The sequence below is a fragment of the Stenotrophomonas sp. 21LCFQ19 genome (assembly GCF_056861425.1).
In genome coordinates this window covers 140,650-162,614 of the sequence record NZ_JBSPUF010000001.1, presented here as the reverse complement: position 1 = coordinate 162,614, position 21,965 = coordinate 140,650, and the positions used below count along the sequence as shown (strand labels likewise).

Annotated in this window: 20 protein-coding genes; 1 reads left to right on the top strand and 19 read right to left on the bottom strand. The window is 64.4% G+C overall.

Annotation, left to right across the window (positions count from 1 at the left end; all coding sequences use genetic code 11):
* The 12 genes from narI to moaA all read right to left on the bottom strand — a co-directional run bounded on the left by narI (position 1) and on the right by moaA (position 13,235).
* Positions 1-705 (bottom strand): respiratory nitrate reductase subunit gamma, encoded by a 705-nt coding sequence (gene narI / locus AC13FW_RS00735; RefSeq protein WP_004146540.1) that lies wholly within the window; start codon positions 703-705, stop codon positions 1-3.
* Entirely contained in the window at positions 702-1,382 is a 681-nt protein-coding gene (narJ, locus tag AC13FW_RS00730) for a nitrate reductase molybdenum cofactor assembly chaperone (protein WP_282269063.1), read from the bottom strand. Before narJ ends, narI begins: the two co-directional genes overlap by 4 nt.
* On the bottom strand, positions 1,379-2,923 hold the full coding sequence (narH, locus tag AC13FW_RS00725; protein WP_303748512.1) for a nitrate reductase subunit beta: 1,545 nt from the start codon (positions 2,921-2,923) through the stop codon (positions 1,379-1,381). The genes narJ and narH overlap by 4 nt, the downstream gene beginning before the upstream one ends.
* Positions 2,923-6,678: a nitrate reductase subunit alpha gene (locus tag AC13FW_RS00720; RefSeq protein ID WP_482987853.1), complete on the bottom strand. Its 3,756-nt coding sequence runs from the start codon at positions 6,676-6,678 to the stop codon at positions 2,923-2,925. Before AC13FW_RS00720 ends, narH begins: the two co-directional genes overlap by 1 nt.
* Positions 6,679-6,747: 69 nt before the next feature.
* Positions 6,748-8,166, bottom strand: coding sequence for a NarK family nitrate/nitrite MFS transporter (locus AC13FW_RS00715; protein WP_482987852.1), 1,419 nt, complete (start codon positions 8,164-8,166; stop codon positions 6,748-6,750).
* Positions 8,167-8,314: 148 nt separating this feature from the next.
* Complete coding sequence (locus AC13FW_RS00710; RefSeq protein ID WP_482987851.1) at positions 8,315-8,686, bottom strand: DUF7009 family protein; 372 nt, start codon at positions 8,684-8,686, stop codon at positions 8,315-8,317.
* Positions 8,683-9,258 (bottom strand): molybdenum cofactor guanylyltransferase, encoded by a 576-nt coding sequence (gene mobA, locus AC13FW_RS00705; protein ID WP_482987850.1) that lies wholly within the window; start codon positions 9,256-9,258, stop codon positions 8,683-8,685. Before mobA ends, AC13FW_RS00710 begins: the two co-directional genes overlap by 4 nt.
* Entirely contained in the window at positions 9,230-9,730 is a 501-nt protein-coding gene (locus AC13FW_RS00700) for a molybdenum cofactor biosynthesis protein MoaE (RefSeq protein WP_482987849.1), read from the bottom strand. The genes mobA and AC13FW_RS00700 overlap by 29 nt, the downstream gene beginning before the upstream one ends.
* A gap of 1 nt (position 9,731) precedes the next feature.
* Complete coding sequence (locus AC13FW_RS00695; protein ID WP_482987848.1) at positions 9,732-9,992, bottom strand: MoaD/ThiS family protein; 261 nt, start codon at positions 9,990-9,992, stop codon at positions 9,732-9,734.
* Positions 9,989-11,251: a molybdopterin molybdotransferase MoeA gene (locus AC13FW_RS00690; protein ID WP_482987847.1), complete on the bottom strand. Its 1,263-nt coding sequence runs from the start codon at positions 11,249-11,251 to the stop codon at positions 9,989-9,991. Before AC13FW_RS00690 ends, AC13FW_RS00695 begins: the two co-directional genes overlap by 4 nt.
* On the bottom strand, positions 11,248-12,246 hold the full coding sequence (moaCB, locus tag AC13FW_RS00685; protein ID WP_482987846.1) for a bifunctional molybdenum cofactor biosynthesis protein MoaC/MoaB: 999 nt from the start codon (positions 12,244-12,246) through the stop codon (positions 11,248-11,250). The genes AC13FW_RS00690 and moaCB overlap by 4 nt, the downstream gene beginning before the upstream one ends.
* Positions 12,247-12,254: 8 nt before the next feature.
* The gene (gene moaA / locus AC13FW_RS00680; RefSeq protein WP_482987845.1) at positions 12,255-13,235 is read right to left on the bottom strand and encodes a GTP 3',8-cyclase MoaA; all 981 of its coding nucleotides are present in this window, start codon (positions 13,233-13,235) and stop codon (positions 12,255-12,257) included.
* A 195-nt stretch (positions 13,236-13,430) separates the two neighbouring features.
* Here moaA and AC13FW_RS00675 point away from each other — a divergent pair, with 195 nt between their 5' ends.
* Complete coding sequence (locus AC13FW_RS00675; RefSeq protein ID WP_482987844.1) at positions 13,431-13,835, top strand: ribonucleotide reductase subunit alpha; 405 nt, start codon at positions 13,431-13,433, stop codon at positions 13,833-13,835.
* 28 nt (positions 13,836-13,863) lie between these two features.
* On the opposite strand, the gene AC13FW_RS00670 is transcribed toward AC13FW_RS00675, so the two are convergent.
* The 7 genes from AC13FW_RS00670 to AC13FW_RS00640 form a co-directional block, all read right to left on the bottom strand.
* Complete coding sequence (locus AC13FW_RS00670; RefSeq protein ID WP_296248894.1) at positions 13,864-14,190, bottom strand: hypothetical protein; 327 nt, start codon at positions 14,188-14,190, stop codon at positions 13,864-13,866.
* A gap of 362 nt (positions 14,191-14,552) precedes the next feature.
* Positions 14,553-15,284 (bottom strand): SapC family protein, encoded by a 732-nt coding sequence (locus tag AC13FW_RS00665; protein ID WP_482987843.1) that lies wholly within the window; start codon positions 15,282-15,284, stop codon positions 14,553-14,555.
* A 129-nt stretch (positions 15,285-15,413) separates the two neighbouring features.
* A complete protein-coding gene (locus AC13FW_RS00660; protein WP_482987842.1) occupies positions 15,414-17,138 on the bottom strand; it encodes a putative porin in 1,725 nt (574 codons plus the stop codon).
* 49 nt (positions 17,139-17,187) lie between these two features.
* Positions 17,188-17,877, bottom strand: a complete 690-nt coding sequence (locus tag AC13FW_RS00655; protein ID WP_482987841.1) for an energy transducer TonB family protein — start codon at positions 17,875-17,877, stop codon at positions 17,188-17,190.
* A 4-nt stretch (positions 17,878-17,881) separates the two neighbouring features.
* Positions 17,882-18,295 (bottom strand): ExbD/TolR family protein, encoded by a 414-nt coding sequence (locus tag AC13FW_RS00650; RefSeq protein ID WP_296248885.1) that lies wholly within the window; start codon positions 18,293-18,295, stop codon positions 17,882-17,884.
* Between the two features lie 10 nt (positions 18,296-18,305).
* Entirely contained in the window at positions 18,306-20,117 is a 1,812-nt protein-coding gene (locus tag AC13FW_RS00645; protein WP_482987840.1) for a DUF2341 domain-containing protein, read from the bottom strand.
* Positions 20,118-20,152: 35 nt separating this feature from the next.
* On the bottom strand, positions 20,153-21,784 hold the full coding sequence (locus AC13FW_RS00640) for a ShlB/FhaC/HecB family hemolysin secretion/activation protein (protein WP_482987839.1): 1,632 nt from the start codon (positions 21,782-21,784) through the stop codon (positions 20,153-20,155).
* Positions 21,785-21,965 lie beyond the last annotated feature (181 nt).

The following is a 21,965-nucleotide window of genomic DNA, read 5'->3' as shown; positions in this document are numbered from 1 at the left end:
TTACTCCCGCGGACCGTAGCGCAGCGTGGCCTGGCGGCGGCGCACCACCTGGTACGGACGCCACAGGTAGCTGATCGGCACGCTCCACACATGCACCAGGCGGGTGAACGGGGCGATCAACACCAGGGTCAGGCCGAGGAAGATGTGCGCCTTGTAGACCCAATGCACGCCTTCGACGTAATCGGCGGCACCGGCACGGAAGGTGACGATGTGCTGCGCCCACTCGGCCAGCATCACCATCACCCCGCCGTCCAGATGCCCGGCCGAGACCTTGATGCTGTACAGGCCAAGGCAGAGCTGGGCGAACAACAGCACCAGCACCAGCGTGTCACCGAAGCTGCCGATCGCACGTACCCGCGCATTGGTCAGGCGACGCACCAGCAGGATGGTGATGCCGACGAAGCACAGCGCACCAAAGAAGCCACCGACCACCATCGCCAGCAACTGCTTCTGCGAGGAAGTGATGAAGGGCTCGTACAGCGCGTGCGGGGTCAGCAGGCCGACAAAGTGACCGCCGAGGATGGCGATGATGCCGATGTGGAAGCAGTTGCTGCCAAAGCGCATGCCACGATCGGACAGCAACTGGGTGGAGCCGGTCCGCCAGCTGTACATCGCCTTGTCATAGCGCGCCCAGCTACCGATCAACAGCACCGCCACCGCGATGTAGGGATAGAACTGGAAGGCGAACTGATTGAGGTAATTCATGGCTGGATCTCCCGCGGCTGCGCGCGTGCCGGTGAACGATGGGGTGGATCGCAATCCTGCGAAGGTGCATCGGCGCCAAAGCGCACCGCTTCCTCTTCCCACAGGCGGTCCATGGCTTCGACGGTGTCGTCGCGCACTTCTTCGCTGGCCCGCTGGCGCAGCACGGCCAGGTTGACCTTGCCCTCGCCCGCCTCGACCAGGATCTCCAGCAGCACCGCATGCGGCAGCTGTCGCTCGGCCGCGCGCGCAGCGAGCATGCCGGCGATGTGGCCGATGTGGTGCAGCCAGTCCTTGGCCTCGGCCTGTGGCCGATGCGAGAGGTATTCCAGCAGCAGCGGCAGGTAGTCCGGCAGCTCGCGCGCATCCAGCTCGAAACCGTTCTTGCGATAGGCATCGATCAGGTCGACCATGGCCTGGCCACGATCACGCGACTCGCCGTGGATGTGTTCGAACACCAGCAGGCTCATCGAGCGGCCACGGTCGAAGGTGGCCAGCCAGCGGTCCTGCGCGTCCAGCGGGTCGGTAGCGAGCAGGTCACGGACGAAGGTCTGCAACTGCCTGCGACGGGCCGGCGACAGCGCCGGATCGTCGCAGGCCTCGAGCAGCTCCTCGCCATGCTGCCAAAGCTCGTCACGCGGATAGTCCAGCAATACGCCAATCAGCTTGAGCACACTCATTTCACCACCTCATGCCGGTGCTGGCGGTTGGGATGCACCGCGAATGTGGTGCTCTTGCGCTGGGTGAACAGGTCGGCCGGGCTGTCGCCATTGCAGCCATTGCCGAAGGTGAAGCCGCAGCCGCCACGTTCGCCGAAGGCGTCGTTGGCGTACTCGCGGTGCGCGGTCGGGATCACGAAGCGATCCTCGTAGTTGGCGATGGCCAGGTAGCGGTACATCTCCTCCACCTGCCTCGGGGTCAAACCGACCTGTTCGAGCACACGCATGTCTTCCACGCCGTCCACGTTCTTGGCGCGGCGCCAGGCACGCATCGCCATCAAACGCTCCAGTGCGCGGATGACTGGCGCTTCGTCACCGGCGGTCAGCAGGTTGGCCAGGTAACGCACCGGGATGCGCAGCGAGGCGATATCCGGCAGTTCGCCGCTCATGCCGACATGGCCACGTTCGGCCGCCGACTGGATCGGCGACAACGGTGGCACGTACCAGACCATCGGCAAGGTGCGGTATTCCGGGTGCAGCGGCAGCGCCAGCTTCCAGTCGATGGCCAGTTTGTAGACCGGCGACTGCTTGGCCGATTCCAGCCAGCTGTCGGGGATGCCTTCGGCACGCGCGGCCTCGATCACCGCCGGGTCGAACGGGTCCAGGAAGATGTCCAGGTGCGACTGGTACAGGTCCTTCTCCGCCGCCACCGATGCGGCCTCGGCAATGCGGTCGGCGTCGTACAGCATCACCCCCAGGTAGCGGATGCGACCCACGCAGGTTTCCGAACACACGGTGGGCTCGCCCATCTCGATACGCGGGTAGCAGAAGATGCACTTCTCGGACTTGCCGCTCTTCCAGTTGTAATAGATCTTCTTGTACGGGCAGGCCGACACGCACATGCGCCAACCACGGCACTTGTCCTGGTCAATCAGCACGATGCCGTCTTCCTCGCGCTTGTAGATCGCGCCGGAAGGGCAGGCCGAGACGCAAGCCGGGTTGAGGCAGTGCTCGCACAACCGCGGCAGGTACATCATGAAGGTCTTCTCGAAGGCGCCGTAGATCTCCTTCTGCACCTTGTCGAAGTTGTAATCGCGTGATCGCTTGGAGAACTCGCTACCGAGGATTTCCTCCCAGTTCGGGCCCCACTCGATCTTCTCCATGCGCTGGCCGGTCAGCAGCGAGCGCGGACGCGCGGTCGGCTGGTGCTTCAGCTCCGGTGCGTCGTGCAGGTGCTGGTAATCGAAGTCGAACGGCTCGTAGTAGTCGTCGATCTGCGGCAGGTCGGGGTTGGAGAAGATCTTGGCCAGCATCCGCCAGCGGCCACCGGCGCGCGGCACCAGCTTACCGCTGCCGTTGCGCACCCAACCGCCGTTCCACTTTTCCTGGTTTTCCCATTCCTTGGGGTAGCCGATGCCGGGCTTGGTCTCGACATTGTTGAACCAGGCGTACTCCACGCCTTCGCGCGAGGTCCATACGTTCTTGCAGGTGATCGAGCAGGTATGGCAGCCGATGCACTTGTCCAGGTTCAACACCATCGCAATCTGGGCACGTACTTTCATCACACCACCTCCCGTGCGGCGCCCGAGACATTCGAGTTTGATTGCTCGTCATCCAGCCAATCGATCTTGTCCATCTTGCGCACGATCACGAACTCATCGCGGTTGGTACCGCAGGTACCGTAGTAGTTGAAGCCCCAGGCCAGCTGCGCGTAACCGCCGATCATGTGGGTGGGCTTGAGCACGATGCGGGTCACCGAGTTGTGGATGCCGCCACGGGTACCGGAGATCTCCGAACCCGGCACGTTGATGATGCGTTCCTGGGCGTGGTACATCATCGCCATGCCCGGCATCACCCGCTGGCTGACCACCGCACGCGCGGCGATCGCACCGTTGACGTTGAACAGCTCGATCCAGTCGTTGTCCTCGATGCCGGCATTGCGTGCATCGTCCTCGCTCAACCAGACGATGGGACCGCCACGCGACAGGGTCTGCATGATCAGGTTGTCGCTGTAGGTGCTGTGGATGCCCCACTTCTGGTGCGGGGTGATCCAGTTCAGCACGATCTCCTTGTTGCCGTTCTGGCGCTTGTTGAGCAGCGGCTCCACCGTGCGTGTGTTGACCGGCGGCCGGTAGCTCATGAAGGCCTCACCGAAGTCGATCATCCACTCGTGGTCCTGGTAGAACTGCTGGCGGCCAGTCACCGTGCGCCACGGGATCAGCTCGTGCACATTGGTGTAGCCAGCGTTGTAGCTGACGTTGTCGTCTTCCAGGCCGGACCAGATCGGCGAAGAAATGATCTTGCGCGGCTGCGCCTGGATGTCACGGAAGCGGATCGCCTCATGCTCCTTGCCCACCGCCAGATGCGTATGCTCGCGGCCGGTGAAGGTGCCCAGCGATTCCCAGGCCTTGACCGCGACATGGCCATTGGTTTCCGGCGCCAGGTGCAGGATCACTTCGCAGGCGTCGATGGCGGTATCGATCGCCGGCCGGCCCTGGCTGATGCCTTCGTCCAGCACGGTGTGGTTGAGCTTGCCGAGGAATTCCACCTCGTGCTTGGTATCCCAGCTCATGCCCTTGCCGCCGTTGCCAAGCTTGTCCAGCAACGGGCCCAGTGAGGTGAACTTGCGGTAGAGGTTGGGATAGTCGCGCTCGACCACCGCCATGCTCGGCATGGTCTTGCCGGGAATGGCCTCGCATTGGCCCTTCTTCCAATCGGCGACGCCGAACGGCATGCCCAGTTCGTTGGGCGTGTCGTGCAGGGTTGGCACCAGCACCAGATCCTTCTCGACGCCGAGCACGCCCGGCGCCATGTCGCTAAGCGTGCGTGCGACGCCCTTGAAGATTTCCCAGTCGCTGCGCGATTCCCAGGCCGGGTCCACCGCCTTGGACAGCGGATGGATGAAGGGGTGCATGTCCGAGGTGTTGAGGTCGTCCTTCTCGTACCAGGTGGCGGTCGGCAGCACGATGTCCGAGTACAGCGCGGTGGTGCACATGCGGAAGTCCAGCGTCACCAGCAGGTCGAGCTTGCCTTCCGGGGCTTCGTCATGCCACTTCACGTCCTCGGGCTTGACCGCGCCCATCTCGCCCAGGTCCTTGCCCTGCAGGCCGTGGCGCGTGCCGAGCAGATGCCGCAGCATGTACTCGTGGCCCTTGCCGGAGGAACCAAGCAGGTTGGAGCGCCAGATGAACATCATGCGCGGGTGGTTCTGCGCGGCATCCGGATCGGCGAAGGCGAAGTCCAGCGAGCCGTCCTTGAACTTGGACAGCGCGTAATCGGCCGGTGCGACGCCAGCCTGCTCGGCCTCGCGCACCAGCTGCAGCGGATTGCGGTCCAGCTGCGGTGCACTCGGCAACCAGCCCATGCGCACCGCGCGCAGGTTGAGGTCGGCCAGGCTGCCGCTGTACTTGGAGGCATCGGCCAGCGGCGACAGCAGTTCGTCCACCTGCAGCTTTTCGTAACGCCACTGCCCTGTATTGAAGTAGAAGAACGAAGTGCCGTTCATCTGCCGCGGCGGGCGGCTCCAGTCCAGGCCGAAGGCCAGCGGCTGCCAGCCGGTCTGCGGGCGCAGCTTTTCCTGGCCCACGTAATGCGCCCAGCCACCACCGGTCTGGCCCACGCAGCCACACATGACCAGCATGTTGATCAGGCCGCGGTAGTTCATGTCGTTGTGGAACCAGTGGTTCATGCCGGCGCCGACGATGATCATGCTGCGACCATGGGTCTTGTCGGCGGTGCGGGCGAACTCACGGGCGATCTCGATCACCTCGGCGCGTGACACGCCGGTGATGCGTTCCTGCCACGCCGGCGTGCCCGGCACATTGTCATCGAAGCTCTTGGCAACATTGCCGCCGCCGAAGCCGCGATCAACACCGTACTGTGCAAGCAGCAGGTCGTAGACCGTGGCCACCAGCGCTTCGCCACCATCAGCCAGTTGCAGGCGGCGCAGCGGGATATTGCGCTCCAGCACTTCCTCGGCCGGTGCGGCGGTCCAGCCGTCGCTCTCGATGCCGCCGAAGTATGGGAAGCTCACCGCCTCGATGCCGTCGTGGATATCGGCCAGGCTCAGGCGGAGGCGGGTGTCATGGCCGTCGCTGGCTTTTTCTTCGATGTTCCACTTGCCCTTTTCGCCCCAGCGGAAACCGACCGAGCCATTCGGCACGGTGATGCCGCCGCTGTTCTCGTCGAACGCCAGCGTCTTCCATTCCGGGTTGTTGCTCTCGCCCAGCCCACCCAGCTCACTGGCACGCAGGAAGTGGCCCGGCACCAGCCGACCATCAGCACGGCGCTCGATGCGCACCAGCATCGGCATATCCGAATACTGGCGGCAGTAGTCCTGGAAGTATTCCGAGGGCGTGTCGACGTGGAACTCGCGCAGGATCACGTGACCGAAGGCGAATGCCAGCGCGGCATCGGTACCCTGCTTGGGATGCAGCCAATGGTCGGTGAGCTTGGCCAGCTCCGAGTAGTCGGGGCAGATCGATACCGTCTTGGTGCCGTTGTAACGCGCCTCGGTGAAGAAGTGCGCATCCGGTGTACGCGTCTGCGGCACGTTCGAGCCCCAGGCGATGATGTAGCGGCTGTTGTACCAGTCGGCCGATTCCGGCACGTCGGTCTGCTCGCCCCACACCTGCGGCGAGGCTGGCGGCAGATCGCAGTACCAGTCGTAGAAGGACAGACAGGCACCACCGAGCAGCGACAGATAGCGCGCGCCGGCAGCGTAGGAAACCATCGACATCGCCGGAATCGGCGAGAAGCCAACGATGCGATCCGGGCCGTATTCCTTGGTGGTGTAGAGGTTGGAGGCAGCGATGATCTCGTTGGCCTCATCCCAGTTCAGCCGCACGAAACCGCCCATGCCGCGGCGACGCTTGTACTCCCGCGACTTGGCCGGGTCCTGCACGATGCTGGCCCAGGCCTCGACCGGCGACATGGTCTTGCGCGCCTGCCGCCACATGCGCAGCAAGGTCCCGCGGATCAGCGGGTACTTGAGCCGGTTGGCGCTGTACAGGTACCAGGAATAACTGGCACCACGCGGGCAGCCGCGTGGCTCGTGATTGGGCAGATCCGGGCGGGTGCGCGGGTAGTCGGTCTGCTGGGTTTCCCAGGTGACCAGGCCGTTCTTGACGTAGATCTTCCAGCTGCAGGAGCCCGTGCAGTTCACGCCGTGGGTGGAACGTACGATCTTGTCGTACTGCCAGCGGGCGCGATAACTGTTTTCCCAGTCCCGCCCTTCGCTCTTGCTGAACCCATGGCCGTCGGCGAAGGGTTGTGGATCACGCTTGAAGAACTGCAAGCGATCAAGGAAATAGCTCATGGTGAATCTCCGTTCGCAAACTGCTGCATCGTGGCTGTGTGTTGCATCTGGCTGCGGTGCATTGCTTTCTCAGCAGGGGGTTTCAGCCCCGCGCCGGTAGTACCACCACCAGGTAACCGCCAGGCAGGTGATGTAGAACGCAATGAAGCCGTACAGCGCCATATCCGGGCTGCCGGTCAAGGTGATGGAGGAGCCGTAGCTCTTGGGGATGAAGAAGCCGCCATAGGCACCGATTGCGCCGGAGAAGCCGACAACGGCGGCGGACTCGATGCTGGCCTGATGGGCAGCGGCCTTCTTGCCTTCGGCGCCTTCATTGGCTGACAGGCGCTCGTGCAGCGTGCGGAAGATCACCGGGATCATCCGGAAGGTGGTGCCGTTGCCGATGCCGCTGAGCACGAACAAGGCCATGAACGAGAGCAGGAAACCGTAGAAGTTGCCGCCCTGGCCATTGCTGGGCAGGAAGTGCAGCACGCCGAACACTGCGGCTATCATCAGCGCGAACACCCAGAAGGTCAGGCGTGCGCCACCCCAGCGGTCGGCCATGCTACCGCCCACCGAGCGCATCAGTGCGCCCAGCAGCGGGCCGATGAAGGCATAGGCGAGTGGATTCACATCCGGGAACTGGCTCTTGACCAGCATCGGGAAGCCGGCGGAGAAGCCGATGTAGGAACCGAAGGTGCCGATGTACAACCAGCACATCAGCCAGTTGTGCTTGCGGCGGAAGATCACCGCCTGCTCGGAAAACGAGGAGCGGGCGCTGGTCAGGTCATTCATGCCGAACCAGGCAGCGATCGCGAAGAAGGCGATGAACGGTACCCAGATGAAACCGGCGTTCTGCACGAACAAGGGGGCGCCGCCGTCGGCCACTGCCTGCGGTGCGCCGCCCATGGCGCCAAACACGCCAACGCTGATCACCAGAGGCACCACCGCCTGCGATACCGATACGCCGACATTGCCCAGCCCTGCATTCAAACCCAGCGCCATGCCCTGGCGCTGCTTGGGATAGAAGAAGGAGATGTTGGACATCGACGAGGAGAAGTTCGCGCCGCCGAAACCACACAGGATGGCGATCATCACGAATACCCAGTACGGCGTGGCCGGGTTCTGCACCGCGAAGCCCAGCCACAAGGTCGGCAGCAACAAGGATGCAGTCGACAGCGCGGTCCAGCGGCGGCCGCCGAAGATCGGGATGACGAAGGAGTAGAAGATGCGCAACGTTGCGCCGGACAGGCTGGGCAGGGCCACCAGCCAGAACAGCTGGTCAGTGGTGAAGGCGAAACCGATCTTGGGCAGGCTGATGGTCACTGCCGAGAACAGCACCCACACCGAGAACGCCAGCAACAGCGCCGGAATCGATATCACCAGGTTGCGGGTGGCGACCTTCTTGCCGGTGCGTTCCCAGTAATCGGAATCCTCGGGCCTCCAATCGCTGATGACGCGACCGGGTCCGGCATTGCTCTGCTTTACGACATCGCGACTGGCACTCATGCATCGCTCCAAGGCTGTGTGGTACGGCGCTGGCTTGCTGTGCGGTTGCTTGCCCAGTCGCCACGGCGTCATTAGGCCCGGCGCCCCCTGGGGCAGTCTTGATCTTGATCAATACAACGGCGCTCTCGCGCCACCTACCTGACAAATATCAACTGATGCTTACGGCATCGGACGAATTGCGGCGTTGCACGCCGCGTTGGCGCACGCTGTCACGCACATCCACATCGAACTGGAGCTGTAGCGGCCGTGCCTGCGTTGGCAGCACGAAGCTCAAACCGTCACGGCACGGTAAACGTGCCTGCAGCGCCAGCACGTCTTCACGCGGCAGCCTGATCGTCAATGCGTTGCTATCGCCATCCAGCAGCACCTCCACCGTGTCGTGCAGCTGCAAGCGCTGCGACAGGGCTCCGGGCGTGCCAAGCCAGGTCTGGTTCTCCAGCACCTCGCCAGCGAGCAGGCGTGCCAGCTCGCTTTCATCAATCCGCAGCCGTAGCGACTGCGACTGGATCTGGACTTTCATGACGCAACTTCCTCCCATTGGCGGGGGGTATTGCAGTTCACAAGGCGGGCGGCGGCACCGGCTGGCAATGGCAGTTCCAGACCACCGAGGCGGCGTTGGAACATCCGTAGCGAGCGTGGCCCGTCTGTACCCGTGACCATTTCAAACAGCAGACTGCGGCATGTGCCGTCGATGTTCAAGTACATCGGTATCGGTTCTTCTGAATACGTCACACAAGACGCCGTGCCTGCCTCGCGCAGCTGTCGCAGCAATGTCACATCCAGCAGCGGCATATCCACCGGTACCACCCAAGCCGGTCCATCGGCCAGGGTTTCCACCACGCTGTGGAGGCCACCCAGCGGGCCACAACGTGGCACCGCATCGGGCACCGAATCGAAGCCCGGATAGTCGCCACTCACCTTCACAGGCTGGGCACCGACTGCACTGAGCAGGGCGCAGCTGTGTTCAAGCAAGGTCCGTCCGCGCCACAGCAACAGTGCCTTGTCCTGGCCCATGCGGCTGGACAGCCCGCCGGCCAGCACGATGCCGGCGACCGGCGCTGGTTCAATGCGAGTGGTCGTGGACATGCCCATCGATATGCGCGTGCTCGGTGTCGGGTTGGCACAGGCTGCAGCCCTCACTCCACTCGCTGTCGCCATTCTGGTAATGCTCCTGCTTCCAGATCGGCGAGCGGTGCTTCACCCCTTCGATCAACTGCCGGCAGGCGCGGAAGGCTTCGTCACGGTGCGGACTGCCCGCAGCGACGACCACGGCGACGTCGCCCACCGCCAGCCGACCCTTGGCATGCGCCACATAGAGCTTGATGCGGGGGCCGAAGTCGGCGCTGATTTCGTCAATCTGCCGCTGGAACTCGTTCAAGACCAGCGGCTCGAACAAGTCATAGGTGATACCCAACACCGGCCTGCCCTGGTTCAGATCACGCACCTTGCCGATGAAGACATCGATGCCACCGAAGCCCGGATCGGACACGGCGGCGATACCTTCCGCTGGATCAATCGCCGCATCGGCACGGTCCACCACTTTCCATACGCTCTCGAAGCTCATCTCAGCCTCCACTTACCGGTGGCAGGATGGCAACGCGGCCATCGCCGGGCAGCACATCGTTGTCGCGCAATACGCGTTGTTCATCGGCAAATGCCGAGTAATCGACCAGACCAGCCCGGAACTGCGGAAAACGCTGTTGCAGCAGCACGCGCAACGCCCTGCGCAGGTCGATGACCTGCCCGCCTTCGACCGGCACGCGGATCTCGCGCTGCGGGTCCAGCTCCGAAAATGCACCAAACAGCTGCACCACTATCTCTTTCATGACATCTCCTGCGGGCTGAGCTGCACCGGCTCACGGTGGCCCCAGCCCTGTACACGTACCAGACTGCCGGCCGTGGCCAGATCGTCGTCACCCTCCAGCACCACCCACGCATTGGCGCGCAGCATGGTCTTGAGGCGGAACGATTCCTGCCCGGCCAGCACACTCACACGCAGCTGCCCGCTGGCATCGGCATGCACGCGTGCGCGCGCATGGAAGCGCAGGCCCGGCGGCTTGCGCACGTCGGCCTGCAATGGCAGCTGCAGAACGGTCTCTTCGGCCAGACCCAGCATCTTTCGTAGCACCGGCTCGACGAAGAAGCGCAGACCTACCGCAGCGGAAATCGGGTTTCCCGGCAGGCCGAAGTACAAGGCGCCGTCGGCAAGGCGCGCGAACAGCAGCGGCTTGCCCGGGCGAATCGCGACTTTGTGGAAGATGATCTCGGCGCCACGCGCGCGCAGCGCATCGGGAATGAAATCGTAGCGCCCCTGCGACACCGCGCCGGTGCTCAATACCACACGTGCACCCGCGGCCAAGGCCGCATCCAGCGCGGCATCAAAGGCGGCAACGTCATCACTGACCACGCCGTTCCAGACCACATCAGCACCCGCAGCACGCAGCCGGCTGACCAGGAACGGGCGATTGCTGTCGCGTATCTGTCCAGACTGTAGTTCCGCGGTCGCATCGCTGATCAGCTCCTTGCCGGTACTGATCACCGCAACCTGCGGCTGGTGCTGTACCTGCACGTTGGCAACGCCGAGTGCATGCAGCAAGGTCATCGCATTGACGTCCAGCAGCGCTCCCGCAGCCAGCACGGTTTCGCCCAGTTCCACGTCCTGACCGCGCAGGCGAACGTGCTGACCGGGCTTTACCGTTGCCTGCAGGCGCACGCGGGTGGGACGCCCATCCACGGCATCCAGCACCTCGACCTGTTCAATCGGCACCACGCTGTCCAGACCGGACGGCATGCGTGCGCCGGTCATGATTTCCCAGGCCTGCGTGGAATCGCCGTCTGCAGCAGCGGTATCGCCTGCGGCCTGCCAACCCTGCACCTGCAGCACGGTGCCCGCTTGCACCGGTTGCCCGTTCGCGCACAGCGCAAAGCCATCCATCGCAGCGTTGTCGAACGGCGGCAGGTCCTGCGCGCTGTTTACCGGTGCAGCCAGTATCCGGTCGGCGGCAGTATCGATGGTCACCTGCTCGCTGCTCGCTGCCGGTGCGGCCGCCAGCAACTGCTGCAGCGCCTGCGCATAACTGATCATGCGTGCGAGCCCCCATCCATCATCGCCAAGGCATGGCCAAGGACGGGGGTGAGGATGTTCATGCATTGCGCGGCGGCACGTGGGCTGCCTGGCAGGGCGATGACCAGCAGATCGTCCAGTTGCACCACTTCAGCGCGGCTCAACCAGGCCATCGGTGTGTGCTGGGCACTGAGCCCGCGTAGCATCTGTGCCAGTCCGGGTACCGGGCGCCCACCCAATGCCTGCAAGGCCTCGGGCGTCAGATCACGCGGGCTCAGGCCAGTGCCGCCAGTGCACAGGCAGAGGCGCACACCATCGGCAGCCAGCGCGCGCAGGTGCGCGACCAGCGGTTCGATGCCGTCGGCCAATATTTCATTGCTGGCCACCTCACCGCCCAAGGCCTGCAAGCCCTTGACCAGCACTGGTCCGGATTCGTCAATGTAGTCGCCACGGCTGGCGCGGTCACTTAGGGTGATCACCGCACAGCGCGCCGCGCCCAAAGTCTTGGGCGGACGCGGCCGGAAGCGTTCAAGCTCGCCAGCATCCATGCCTTGCGGGTGCGTCCACACGCCACTCTTGCCGCCTTCCTTGAACAGCAGGCGGATACCACTGATTTCCAGTGCCGGCTCGACCGGCTTGCTCAGGTCGTACAAGGTCAGCAGCGCGGCATTGACGCCGGCCAGGGCCTCCATCTCCACGCCGGTACGCGCTTCGCTGGCGCACTCGCACCAGACCCGGATCGCCAGCCGTTCCGGCACCGGCGCGCAATAGACGCGCACCAGCTCCAACGGCAACGGATGGCACATCGGCATCAATGCCGAGGCCATTTTGGCCCCTTGCAGGCCGGCAATCTCGGCCATTACCAGCGCGTCGCCCTTGGGCAGGCGCCGCTCGACGATCAACGGGTAGGCAATCGGCCCGGCGATCAGCTCACCGACCGCCACCGCCCGGCGGCGGGTGATGCGTTTGTCGCGTACATCGGCCATGTGGAATGCCGCACTTATCTGCCCACTCATTGCGTGTTTCATCCTCCAATCGAGGCCAGGTGCGGGGTAAGCCCGGTCTGGCCGAAATGCAATCCATGCCCGGCTGCCTTGAGCCCAAGCTGGGTGGTGATGCGCGCCAGCAGCGCGTCCTGGTCGTCGTCGGACTGCAGCAGCGGGCGCAGCGCCACGCCGAAGTCACCGAACAGGCACAGGCGCAGATCGCCGCGCGCGGTGACCCGCAGGCGGTTGCAGCCTTTGCAGAAGTCCTTTGAATACGGGGCGATGATGCCAACGCTGCCGCGATGCTCGGGATGGCTGAACTCACGTGCCGGGCCGGCATCGGCAGCGCGCTTGCGCTCACTCCAACCGGCAGCCAGCAGCTGTTCGATGACCACATCGGCACGCAGGTGATGGCGCTCGTAGTACTCGCGGTTGTCGCCGGTGCGCATCAGCTCGATGAAACGCACGCTGATGGGGCGCTCGCGCAGGAATTCCATCCACGCCGGCAGCTCGTCATCGTTGAGGCCGCGCAGCAGCACCGCATTGAGCTTGATCGACTGCAGGCCCAGTTCCTGCGCCATGGCCAGACCTTCCATGATCTCGGGCAGGCGATCGTGGCCGGTGATCGCGTGGAAGCGCTCGCGCTGCAGGCTGTCCATGCTGACATTGAGCGCGGTAAGCCCGGCGCGGTGCCAACCCGGCAGATGCCGCGGCAACAGGCAGCCATTGGTGGTGATGGCTACCTTGCGGATGCCCGGCACCTTTGCCACCGTGGCGATGATCTGGGTCAGGTCCTTGCGCAGGCTGGGCTCACCGCCAGTCAGGCGGATCTTGTGCATGCCCAGCACGGCAAACGCGCGCACCAGACGTTCGATCTCGTCAACCGCCATGAACTGCGGGCGACCATCGGCTTGGTAACCGTCAGGCAGGCAATAGCTGCAACGGAAGTTGCAGGCCTCGGTCAGCGACAGACGCAGGTATGGAAAACTGCGACCGAAGCCGTCGGTGAGTTGGCTCATGGCTGTTTCACCTTCTGACTCCACGTTTGCACGCTCGCCCGGCATGCCGGGATACCCTCGCCTTCGTTGACAGGCTGTCAGCCTACGCGGGGCATTGCGACGATGGCATGACTTAAATCAATCCGTACCTCCGCCAGACCTTGCCCGGCTGTGGCAGCATGGCCACTCAATGGCTTCCTCCTTGTGAAAACGATCATGATGCTGAGTGATTTCGACGATTTACTGCGTGCCTCGCTGGAGCAGACCGAGCCACAACGCCTGTTGTTCGTATTCGTCAAAGCCGACCTGCCTGAATCTCCAACCGCCGATCAACATGCGCGCCATGACAACGGCGAAGGCGGCACCCTGAGCCCGGTGCTGTGCGTGGACAAGGCGCCGCAGGAAATCGCCTCGTTTGCCGCACTTGCCGCCGAGTCCGCAAAGACCGGCCTGCCTTGGGACCTCGTGTTCGTTGCCTCGCTGGATGGCCGCGCCGGCATTGCTCCCTCCAGTGATGAAGCCGCGCAGCCACTGCGTTTGATGGTCAATGCCGTCAACGACGGCCAGATCAGCCGCTTCGCCGCGTTTGACCGCGACGGCGCGCCGGTGCAGTTCTACTAGCGCGCAGCGTCGCCAGCCTGCAGCCCGCTCAGGTCGCAAGCTGCAGCAACAGGAAGAAGATCACCAGCACGGTGTTCAGCCCCCACGCCACGGTGAGGCCGCGTGCGGCCAAGCCATAGTTGGGGTTGTGCGCGCTGGGCGCGGCCCGCCACACCGTGGGGATGATCCAACCGGTGTAGAGCAGCAATACGGCGAACAGGCCGAGCAGCAGGCTGGTCTTGCCTTGCATCAGCGCCCATAGCGCGGCGGCCCATAACAGGTTGCTGGGGATCACCCCCTGCAGCCAGAACACACGCCACAAATGCGAGGGCGGCGACTTGTCGCCCGGGGTACTCATCGAACCGACAGCAGTCATGATCGGGACTCCTGAGTTGCGCAGCACTGTATCCGAGCTTGCACCCGCCAAGCGGCCGGGTCAAATCCGCTGGCAACCGAGGATGACCCCGCCCGCGAGGCTGAGGTTTGCATGTATTACCGCAGGTGCCCCTTGGCTAGGCGACGACACCCTGCGCCGGTGCAGCAAACTGATACGCGCAGATCATGCTCGGGCGCGACGGCAGGCCCACCGCCAGCAAGCATGCAAGGACGCTCGCAGGCATCCCTTAAGATCGCGCGTCCACGCCTAGGGCGTGGTCACCGGGCAACCACCGTCAACCCCGCCGCCTGCAATCGGCAAGAACTGCGACGGCACCTGCCCGGCGCCACGCGTGAACAGGATCAGTCCTGGGTCAGATCGGCGAAGCGCGCCAGCGAGGCCAGGTGGAAGTGCACCGGTGCCAGCCAGCCCTGGCGATGCCACTGCAGCACGGTGGCGTCCGGCAGGGCTGCAAACCGCTCTGGATCGACCACATGGAAGCCCTGCAAGCTGTGCCGGCGGCCATCGGCGTGGGCCACATCGGCCTGCCGCGGCACCAGCACGCCCGCATCCGCCAGCGCTGCACTGAACGCGCGGGTGGCGGCATCTTCGCGGGTGAAGGCTTCGCAGAACTGCATGGCCTGGCGGGTGATCGCCGCGGGCTGGTCGCCTTCGAACAGCGGCTGGCCTTCCTCGCCTTCCTGCACCAGCATGTCCGCATCTGCATCGATGGCAAGCACATAGCCATCCGGATTGCTGGTGCGTGCAAACACGAACGGATAGCGCCGCAGGTACGCCGGCACATAGGTTTCCGGCCGCCACTGGTCGGCAATGACGAAGCGGTTCTGCTCCGCTTCCAGGCCAAGCACGGCCACCGGCAGGTGGTCCGCACCGGCGAAAACCATCGGGTAGGCGCGCGAGGCTGCGGCAAACTCACCGATCATCAGCGGCACGGAATGGCTGTCGGCGGCAAATGCGGCATCGCCAGCGCGCAATCGCCAGTGAGCATGTGCCTGCGAGGACAGCACCACCGGGTTGCGGTAAAGCATCGGCCAGGCGGGAGGCGTGTTGTCGGCATCACTTTCGGCATGCACTGAGGGAGCATCTGAAGCTGGGGAGGTGTCTTGCTTGAGTACGGTATCGGTCGTCATTTTGCAGCGTCATCCGGTTGTAGGGTCGGGGAAGCAGGCGCTGCTTCCCCATTGGGGGCACGTGCGTGCCGGTCAGAAACCGGCATTCACTTCCAGCTGGAAGACATCGATCGACAGCGGTGCGCCGGTCACTTCCTTGGCCGCCATCCAGCGCCCGGTCAACCACACGTTCTTGTCGAACATGTAGGAGCCGCCCAGGTAGTAGCCCTTGGCGTTGGTGCCGCCGAGATGGAAGTTGGAGTCGTTGTAGGCATCGGGCAGTGAATCCGCCTCCAGCCGCTTGTAGCCCAGGGCCAGGTTCCAATCACCGGCCTGCTTGAGTGCCAGCTGGCCAAACGTTGCCTGCGCCATATAGGCCATGTCACCGCTGCGGATGTCCTGCGGGCCCGCGACGCCATTCACCGGCGCAGCAAGGTTGGTGACGATGCCACCCTGTGCGCGCTTCCACATGTCCTTGGGATCATAGGCAAGGTTCTTGATGGCGTGGCCCTCGACGCGCAGCCCCATGCCGTCGAACAACGGGGTTTCCCACGCCAGGTTGAGGTCGAGCAGTTCGAACTCCGAAGCCAGCCCCACGTACTGCGGCATCGGCGTATTGGCCGGGTCCAGCGGATTGACCGCGATGTTACGCAGCAGCATCAGCGTATTGCCCTTCTGCATGAATGCCGGACGCGTCCAGTCGCTGCTGCAGTAGTCGGCACCTGCATACAGCGCACAGGGCTGGGAGTACTCACCGGCGATATTGCGGAAGTCGTAGTAGCCCACTGCGGCACGCAGTTTCTGCGCATCCCCGAACTGCCAGTCCGCGCCAACCTGCAGGCCATTGAGCCACTTGTTCTCGCTCTTCATCTTGTTCTGGCTGGTGCTGGGGAAGCTGTCGGAGGAGTACTCCAACGGTGTCAGACCCAGCGTTGCGAACAGCGAAAGCCCGTCACCACCGATGGGATGTGCGTACTTGATCGCCATACCGTCGAAGTTGAGGTCGTTGGAAAACAGGGTATCGGTGGACCAGTACGGATTGCCGAAGCGGCCGCCCTGGATGTCCAGGCCTGCCAGCGGCGACCATGACAACCACGCCTGGTCCAGCCACACATCCTTCTTGCCCAGGCCGCCACCGAGTGTCTGGGTGGTGGACACCGGACCGTTGTCGTTGCCGGTCGCCAGACGCACGCCGGCACGGGTGTGCTCGCCCAGTTCGGCTACCACGCCAAGACGCGCACGGATGCGCCAGGAGTTGTTGCGGTCCTGGCGGCTGTTGCGCAGCGGCGGCAGGTCCAGGTTGGTATTGCCGTTGACGTCATAGCCATTGCCGGCATTGATGCGCGCCCAGTCCACCTCGATGTCGCTGTTGCGCTGGGAATACAGGCGGCTTTCGTTGCGCACGCGCACATCGCCCTGCACCTTCAGCCGCTGGGTCCACTCCGGCACCTGGTCAGGTGCGGCCCAACGCTCGTCCCTGGCTTCGGCCATCACGCTGGCCTTGACCTCCTCGCGGATTTCATCGCGCACGCTCTGCGGAATGTAGGGAACGCGTACATCCCCGGGTTGCGCCGCCACCGCCGTGGCAGTGGCAGCTGCCGGTGCGGCTTCACGCTGCGCTTCCAGCAACAGGGCTGCGCCAACCTCGGGCTTGAGCGCACCGCTGTCCATCAAGCCACGGATCAACTTGATCATGGTGCTGTCGCCGCTACCGGCCTGGGCGTGCGCAGCGCCGCTGGCAAGCACCAGCGCGACGCCGGTGGCGAGGGTGGTCGTGCGCAATCCGCGCAGCGCGGAACGGAAGGTAGAACAGGTCATCGGCTTGCTCGCAGAAAGGAAGAATCGGGAAAGAAAGAGATCGGGATGCTCATCCGGCCGGTCGGCGCCCCTGCACCAGTACCCGCGCAGGGAAGCTCAGCGATGCTGGCGGCCGCTCGTCGATGCGGCCGATCGCGCGGATCGCCTGCAGCACCGCCTCATCGGCCTCACCGTTGCCGCTGCCACGGGCCAGCTCGACGCGCGTCACCTGCCCGCTTTCGTCCAGCCACACGTTGACCATCAGCTGGAACGCCAGGCGCCGCACCTTGTCGTCACTGGCGACGGCCTGTTGCAGCACATAGCCGAGATAGCGGCCGTAGCTGGCATTGCCGGCGCCACCGGCACCGGTACCGCTGCGGCCACCGCCGCTGCCGGACTGGATGCCGAAGCTGTCACTGCCGGCCTGCGCGTCGGCGTCCATCGTCACCGGGTCGGCGGTATCAGGCGTTGGCGCTTCCTCGGTGGGCTTGGGCACCTCATCCAGCGGTTCCGGTTCGGGCATCACTTCTTCCGGCGTGTCCTGCGGTTCCGGCTCGGGCTCCGGCGGAGGGGGCGGAGGGGGCGGCAGCATCACCATTGGCACATCGGCTACCGGGCGACGGGTGCTGGCGGTGTTCTTGAACAGCAACAACCAGACCAGCAGCGCCAGCACGCCAATGCCGCCGATCACCGCCAGCAGCGGCCACCAGCGTCGCCACGCCGGTGCCGCGCCATCACTGTGGGAGTGGAGGGAAGTCACGCCCTCACCCCTGCACTTTGCCGGTGACCAGGCCGACCTGGGTCAGCTCGATCTTGCGCAGCAGGTCCAGCACCTCGACCACGCGTGCGTACTGCACCTGCGCATCACCACGCACGATCACCGGGAAATCAGGGCTCAATGCCTTCTCGGTGCGCAGGCGGTCTTCCAGCTCGGCCAGGCTCACCGGATAGGCGTCCAGGAAGATCTGCCCGGCATTGTCGACCGTGATCGCCTTGGTCTTGGGTTTCTCCAGCGCCATGCTGGAGCTGGCCTTCGGCAGGTTGACCTCGATGCCTGGAATGGTGGCGTTGCTGGTGAGGATGAAGATCACCAGCACCACCAGCAGCACGTCGACGAACGGGGTGACGTTGATGCCTTTCTCGCGTTTCTTGATGCCGAACCGCTTAGCCCTGGCCATGATGATCTCCTCAGGCCTGGACCGGACGTGCCGCGGTCGCCGGCGTGCTGCGGTCGAACTCTTCGGCCAGGCGTGCGGTGAACTCGTCAACGAATACCGACATGTCGGCGGCAATGGCTTCAGCGCGTGAGGCAAGCCAGTTGTAGCCAAACAGGGCGGGGATGGCGACACCGAGGCCGGCTGCGGTACACAGCAGCGCCGCGGCCATGCCCGGTGCCACCGAGTTGATGTCAACCGCACCCGCCATGGCAGCCACCGCGAACACCAGCATGATGCCGATGACGGTGCCGAACAGGCCGATGTAAGGCGCACCTTCGATCGTGGTCGACAGCCAGTTCATGCGCTTGGACATGCGCTCGGTCTCACGCGTCACTTCGGCATCCATCGATGCGCGGATGGAGGTGATCGCAGCAGCGGTCAAACCGTGATGATGTGAGCCGCGACCGTCCATTTCGTCCATGGCGATGCGGTACAGGCGCCACAGCGTGGAGCTTTCGCGGATCTCCGGCGCAAGCGTGCCGGTGCGTTCCAGTTCCTGCAGCGAGGCGACCGGCGCACCCGTCACCTTCTTGTACTGCGAAGTAAAGCTCTCGTTGGCCTTGGCCACGGTGCCGAAGTAGCGGCTCTTGGCGATCATGATCGCCCACGACAGCAGCAGCATCAGGCCGAGCACGATCACCACCACCCAGGCATCGACAGGCATCGCCTTGAGGATGAAGCCGAAGTGACTGACGCCAGCCGACTGCTCGTCCTCACCAAAGGCGATCAAACGCGACTCGGCGCCCTGCGCAGTGGCATCAGCCAGCAACATCGTTGCCGGGCGTGCGAGCTTGGACACGCGCACTTCATCGACCACGCCAGTGAACGGCTGCGCGGCGGGGATGGCAGCGGCGTCGCCGAGCGCGTCAGCAACAGCGGCGTCGCCACCGAGCAGCGCTTCACCGGCAAAAGCTGGCAAGGTTGCTTCCATCCGCACCGCCTCGCGACCGCCGACGTACAGGGTCACCACGCCATCGGCGGCGGTCACCGCGATATGCGCCCATTGACCATTCACCAGTGCCGGCACCGGCTGGCTGCGCTGCTGGTTCACCCGCACATACGGCACGCCGTTGTCCACGCCCACCAGCACTACATTGCCGCCTTCGCGGCGCGCATAGATGGCCTGGTCCGGGCCGAGCTGGTCCGGCTTGACCCAGGCCGAGAAGGTCATTGCGCCGCCGGTGGCAATGGCCAGCGACGGCGCACCCGGCAGGTGCAGCGGCGCTCCACCAAGTTGCGCGCCACGACCGATGATGGCGCCATCGGCCGGCTTGAACTCGCCACTCAAGGTGTTCACGTATGCGGTGGTATCACGCGCCTCGGCAGCGCTGTCAGCAAAGTGATAGACCGCGCTGTAGTCCGGATCGAACACGCGCTGGCCATTGCCTGCAGCCGGTGCGCCCGGGTTGCCGTAGTACATCCACAGCGTCTGCGCGGCGGTACCGCTGATCGTCGGCACGTCGACCCAGATCAACGCCATTCCAAGGTCCGCGTCGTACTGCTCGACCTGGTGATTGAGCACGGTGTGGCCATCGGCGCCAATGAAGCGCAGGTCCTTGCCCTCGGGAGCAACACCGTCGAAGGCGAAGTTGCCGGTATGCAGGCGAATCAGCACGGGCGTGCGGCCAAGATTTCCGCCCAGCGCAGCACCGTTCGGGCTCGCATCCACGGTGATCGGCTTGCGGTACTTCCAGTCGGCCTGCCACCAGGTGGTTTCGGCATGCGCGACGTTGAGCATGGACATGCTCAGGCAGAACAACAACAGGGCAATGAAGCGTTGCATTGAAGGTATCTCCGGAAAGTCGTGGAATGTCGGGATCAGTAACTGGCGCCGACGCTGAGATGCAGCCGGTTGGCGTCCTTGGTCGTGGTGGGGCCGTCGCTGAGCGTGCGGCCGTAATCGAAGCGGAGGTTGTAGTGCTGGCCGATGCGCAGGCTGCTGCCTACGCCGACGGCACTCATCGAGGCGCTGTCGGCCTGTTCGGGCAAGGGTTGGCGCAAGCCCAGCCAGGCGCCATCAACGAAGCCATAGAAACGCCAGTCCTGCAGGCCCCACAGGCCCAATGGCCGCGTACGCCATTCCAGCGTCGCCAGCGCGCCGTAGTCGCCGATACCTTCGGCCGAGCGGTAACCGCGGGTAGTGAACATGCCGCCAGCGGCGAACTGCTCGCCGGACACCAGCGGCTGGTCGGTCATCTGTGCCGACAACCGCGCATACCACTGCGCGCCGCTCTCCAGCGTATAGGTGTCACTCAGCTCGAGCTTGAGGGCAAAGAAGCTGGGATCTGCATAGGCCCGCTTCCAGTCGAACTCGTCATCGCTGCTGCCATAGCCGAACATGCTGCGTGCACCGAACACCGCCTGCAGGCCGACGTTGAGCTGATGCTTGTCACCCTGGCGGAAGCCGCTATAGGCCAGCGTCAACGGTGCGTACTTCAGCGGCGCGAAGTTCGATGCCTGGCCAACCATCGCCACGGACTCGTCCAGGTCCTTGAAGTCGATTCCGGCCGAGAGCTGGTGCCACCATGCCCCGGTCATCGGCAAGGTATGGCTGAGCTTGACGCCAAGCGCATGGCCCTTGCCGGTGACATTCGTCTGCCCAGTGGAGACCACGTTGCTGTCCGAGCGGTAGCCGTTGAACTCCAGCATCCAGTCCGGGCTGCCGAGCGGCATGCCGTAGGCAGCGGACCATACATTTGCCTGATCCAGATCCTGCGGCGCAGCAAAGAACGTCAGCGATGCAGTGTGCTCACGCTGCCACAGGTTGTCGTGGCCGACGGTCAGGATGCTGCGCAGCGGCTCGGTATCGACGCTGTGATCGTTGTTCACCGTCGCGCTGTAGCGCCACGGCGATTTGTCGTCGACCTTGAGCTCCACGTCCATGGTGCCGTCGGCGGCACCCTGCTTGACCAGCGGCACCACCTGGCGCTTGCCGCTGCGGTTGAGCTCGGTCAGCTGCGACTGCGCACGCTCGAAATCCGGAACAGCACCGGCCTGCAGGGCCGGCACGCGGGCGGCCAGGCGCTGCGGGTCATTGTGCTCGGCACCGACTACCTTGACCTGGCCAATGCGGGTCTCGGTGACCTGCAGTATCACCACGCCGCCGGTAACCTGCTGCTCGGGCAGATCCACATAGACCGATTGGTAGCCTTTGCCCTGGTAGGCCTGCTGCAAGGCATCGCGCGCCGCTTCCACATCCTTCATGGTGCGGCCGGGGCCGAGATAGGCAGTCACCGCCTTTTCGATATCACGCGCCTGCAGCACGGTATTGCCGCGCACCAGGTATTCGTTGATGGTGACGCGGGCGGCTGCGGCCTGTTCCACACCCGGTGCAGCAGGCGCGGGGTCCACCGTGGTCGCGGCTGCACTCTGCGCGCTGGCCTGTGGAATCACACACAACAGGAAGAACGGTAGCGGCGCCCAAGCCAGCGCCGGAAAATTTGAAGACATCAGTGGCTTCTCGATGCGGAAAGTGATGCCGATGCAGCGGATCCCCGGTGCGTACATCGGCCGACGCCACGTGCGGGCGCTGCGTATGCGGAAAGTGTGTGCATCAGCGGTAACAGCCGTATTGCACCTGCAAGGCAATTGCATGTGGCCAGACGTGCGTGGTCACGACCACGCACGTTGG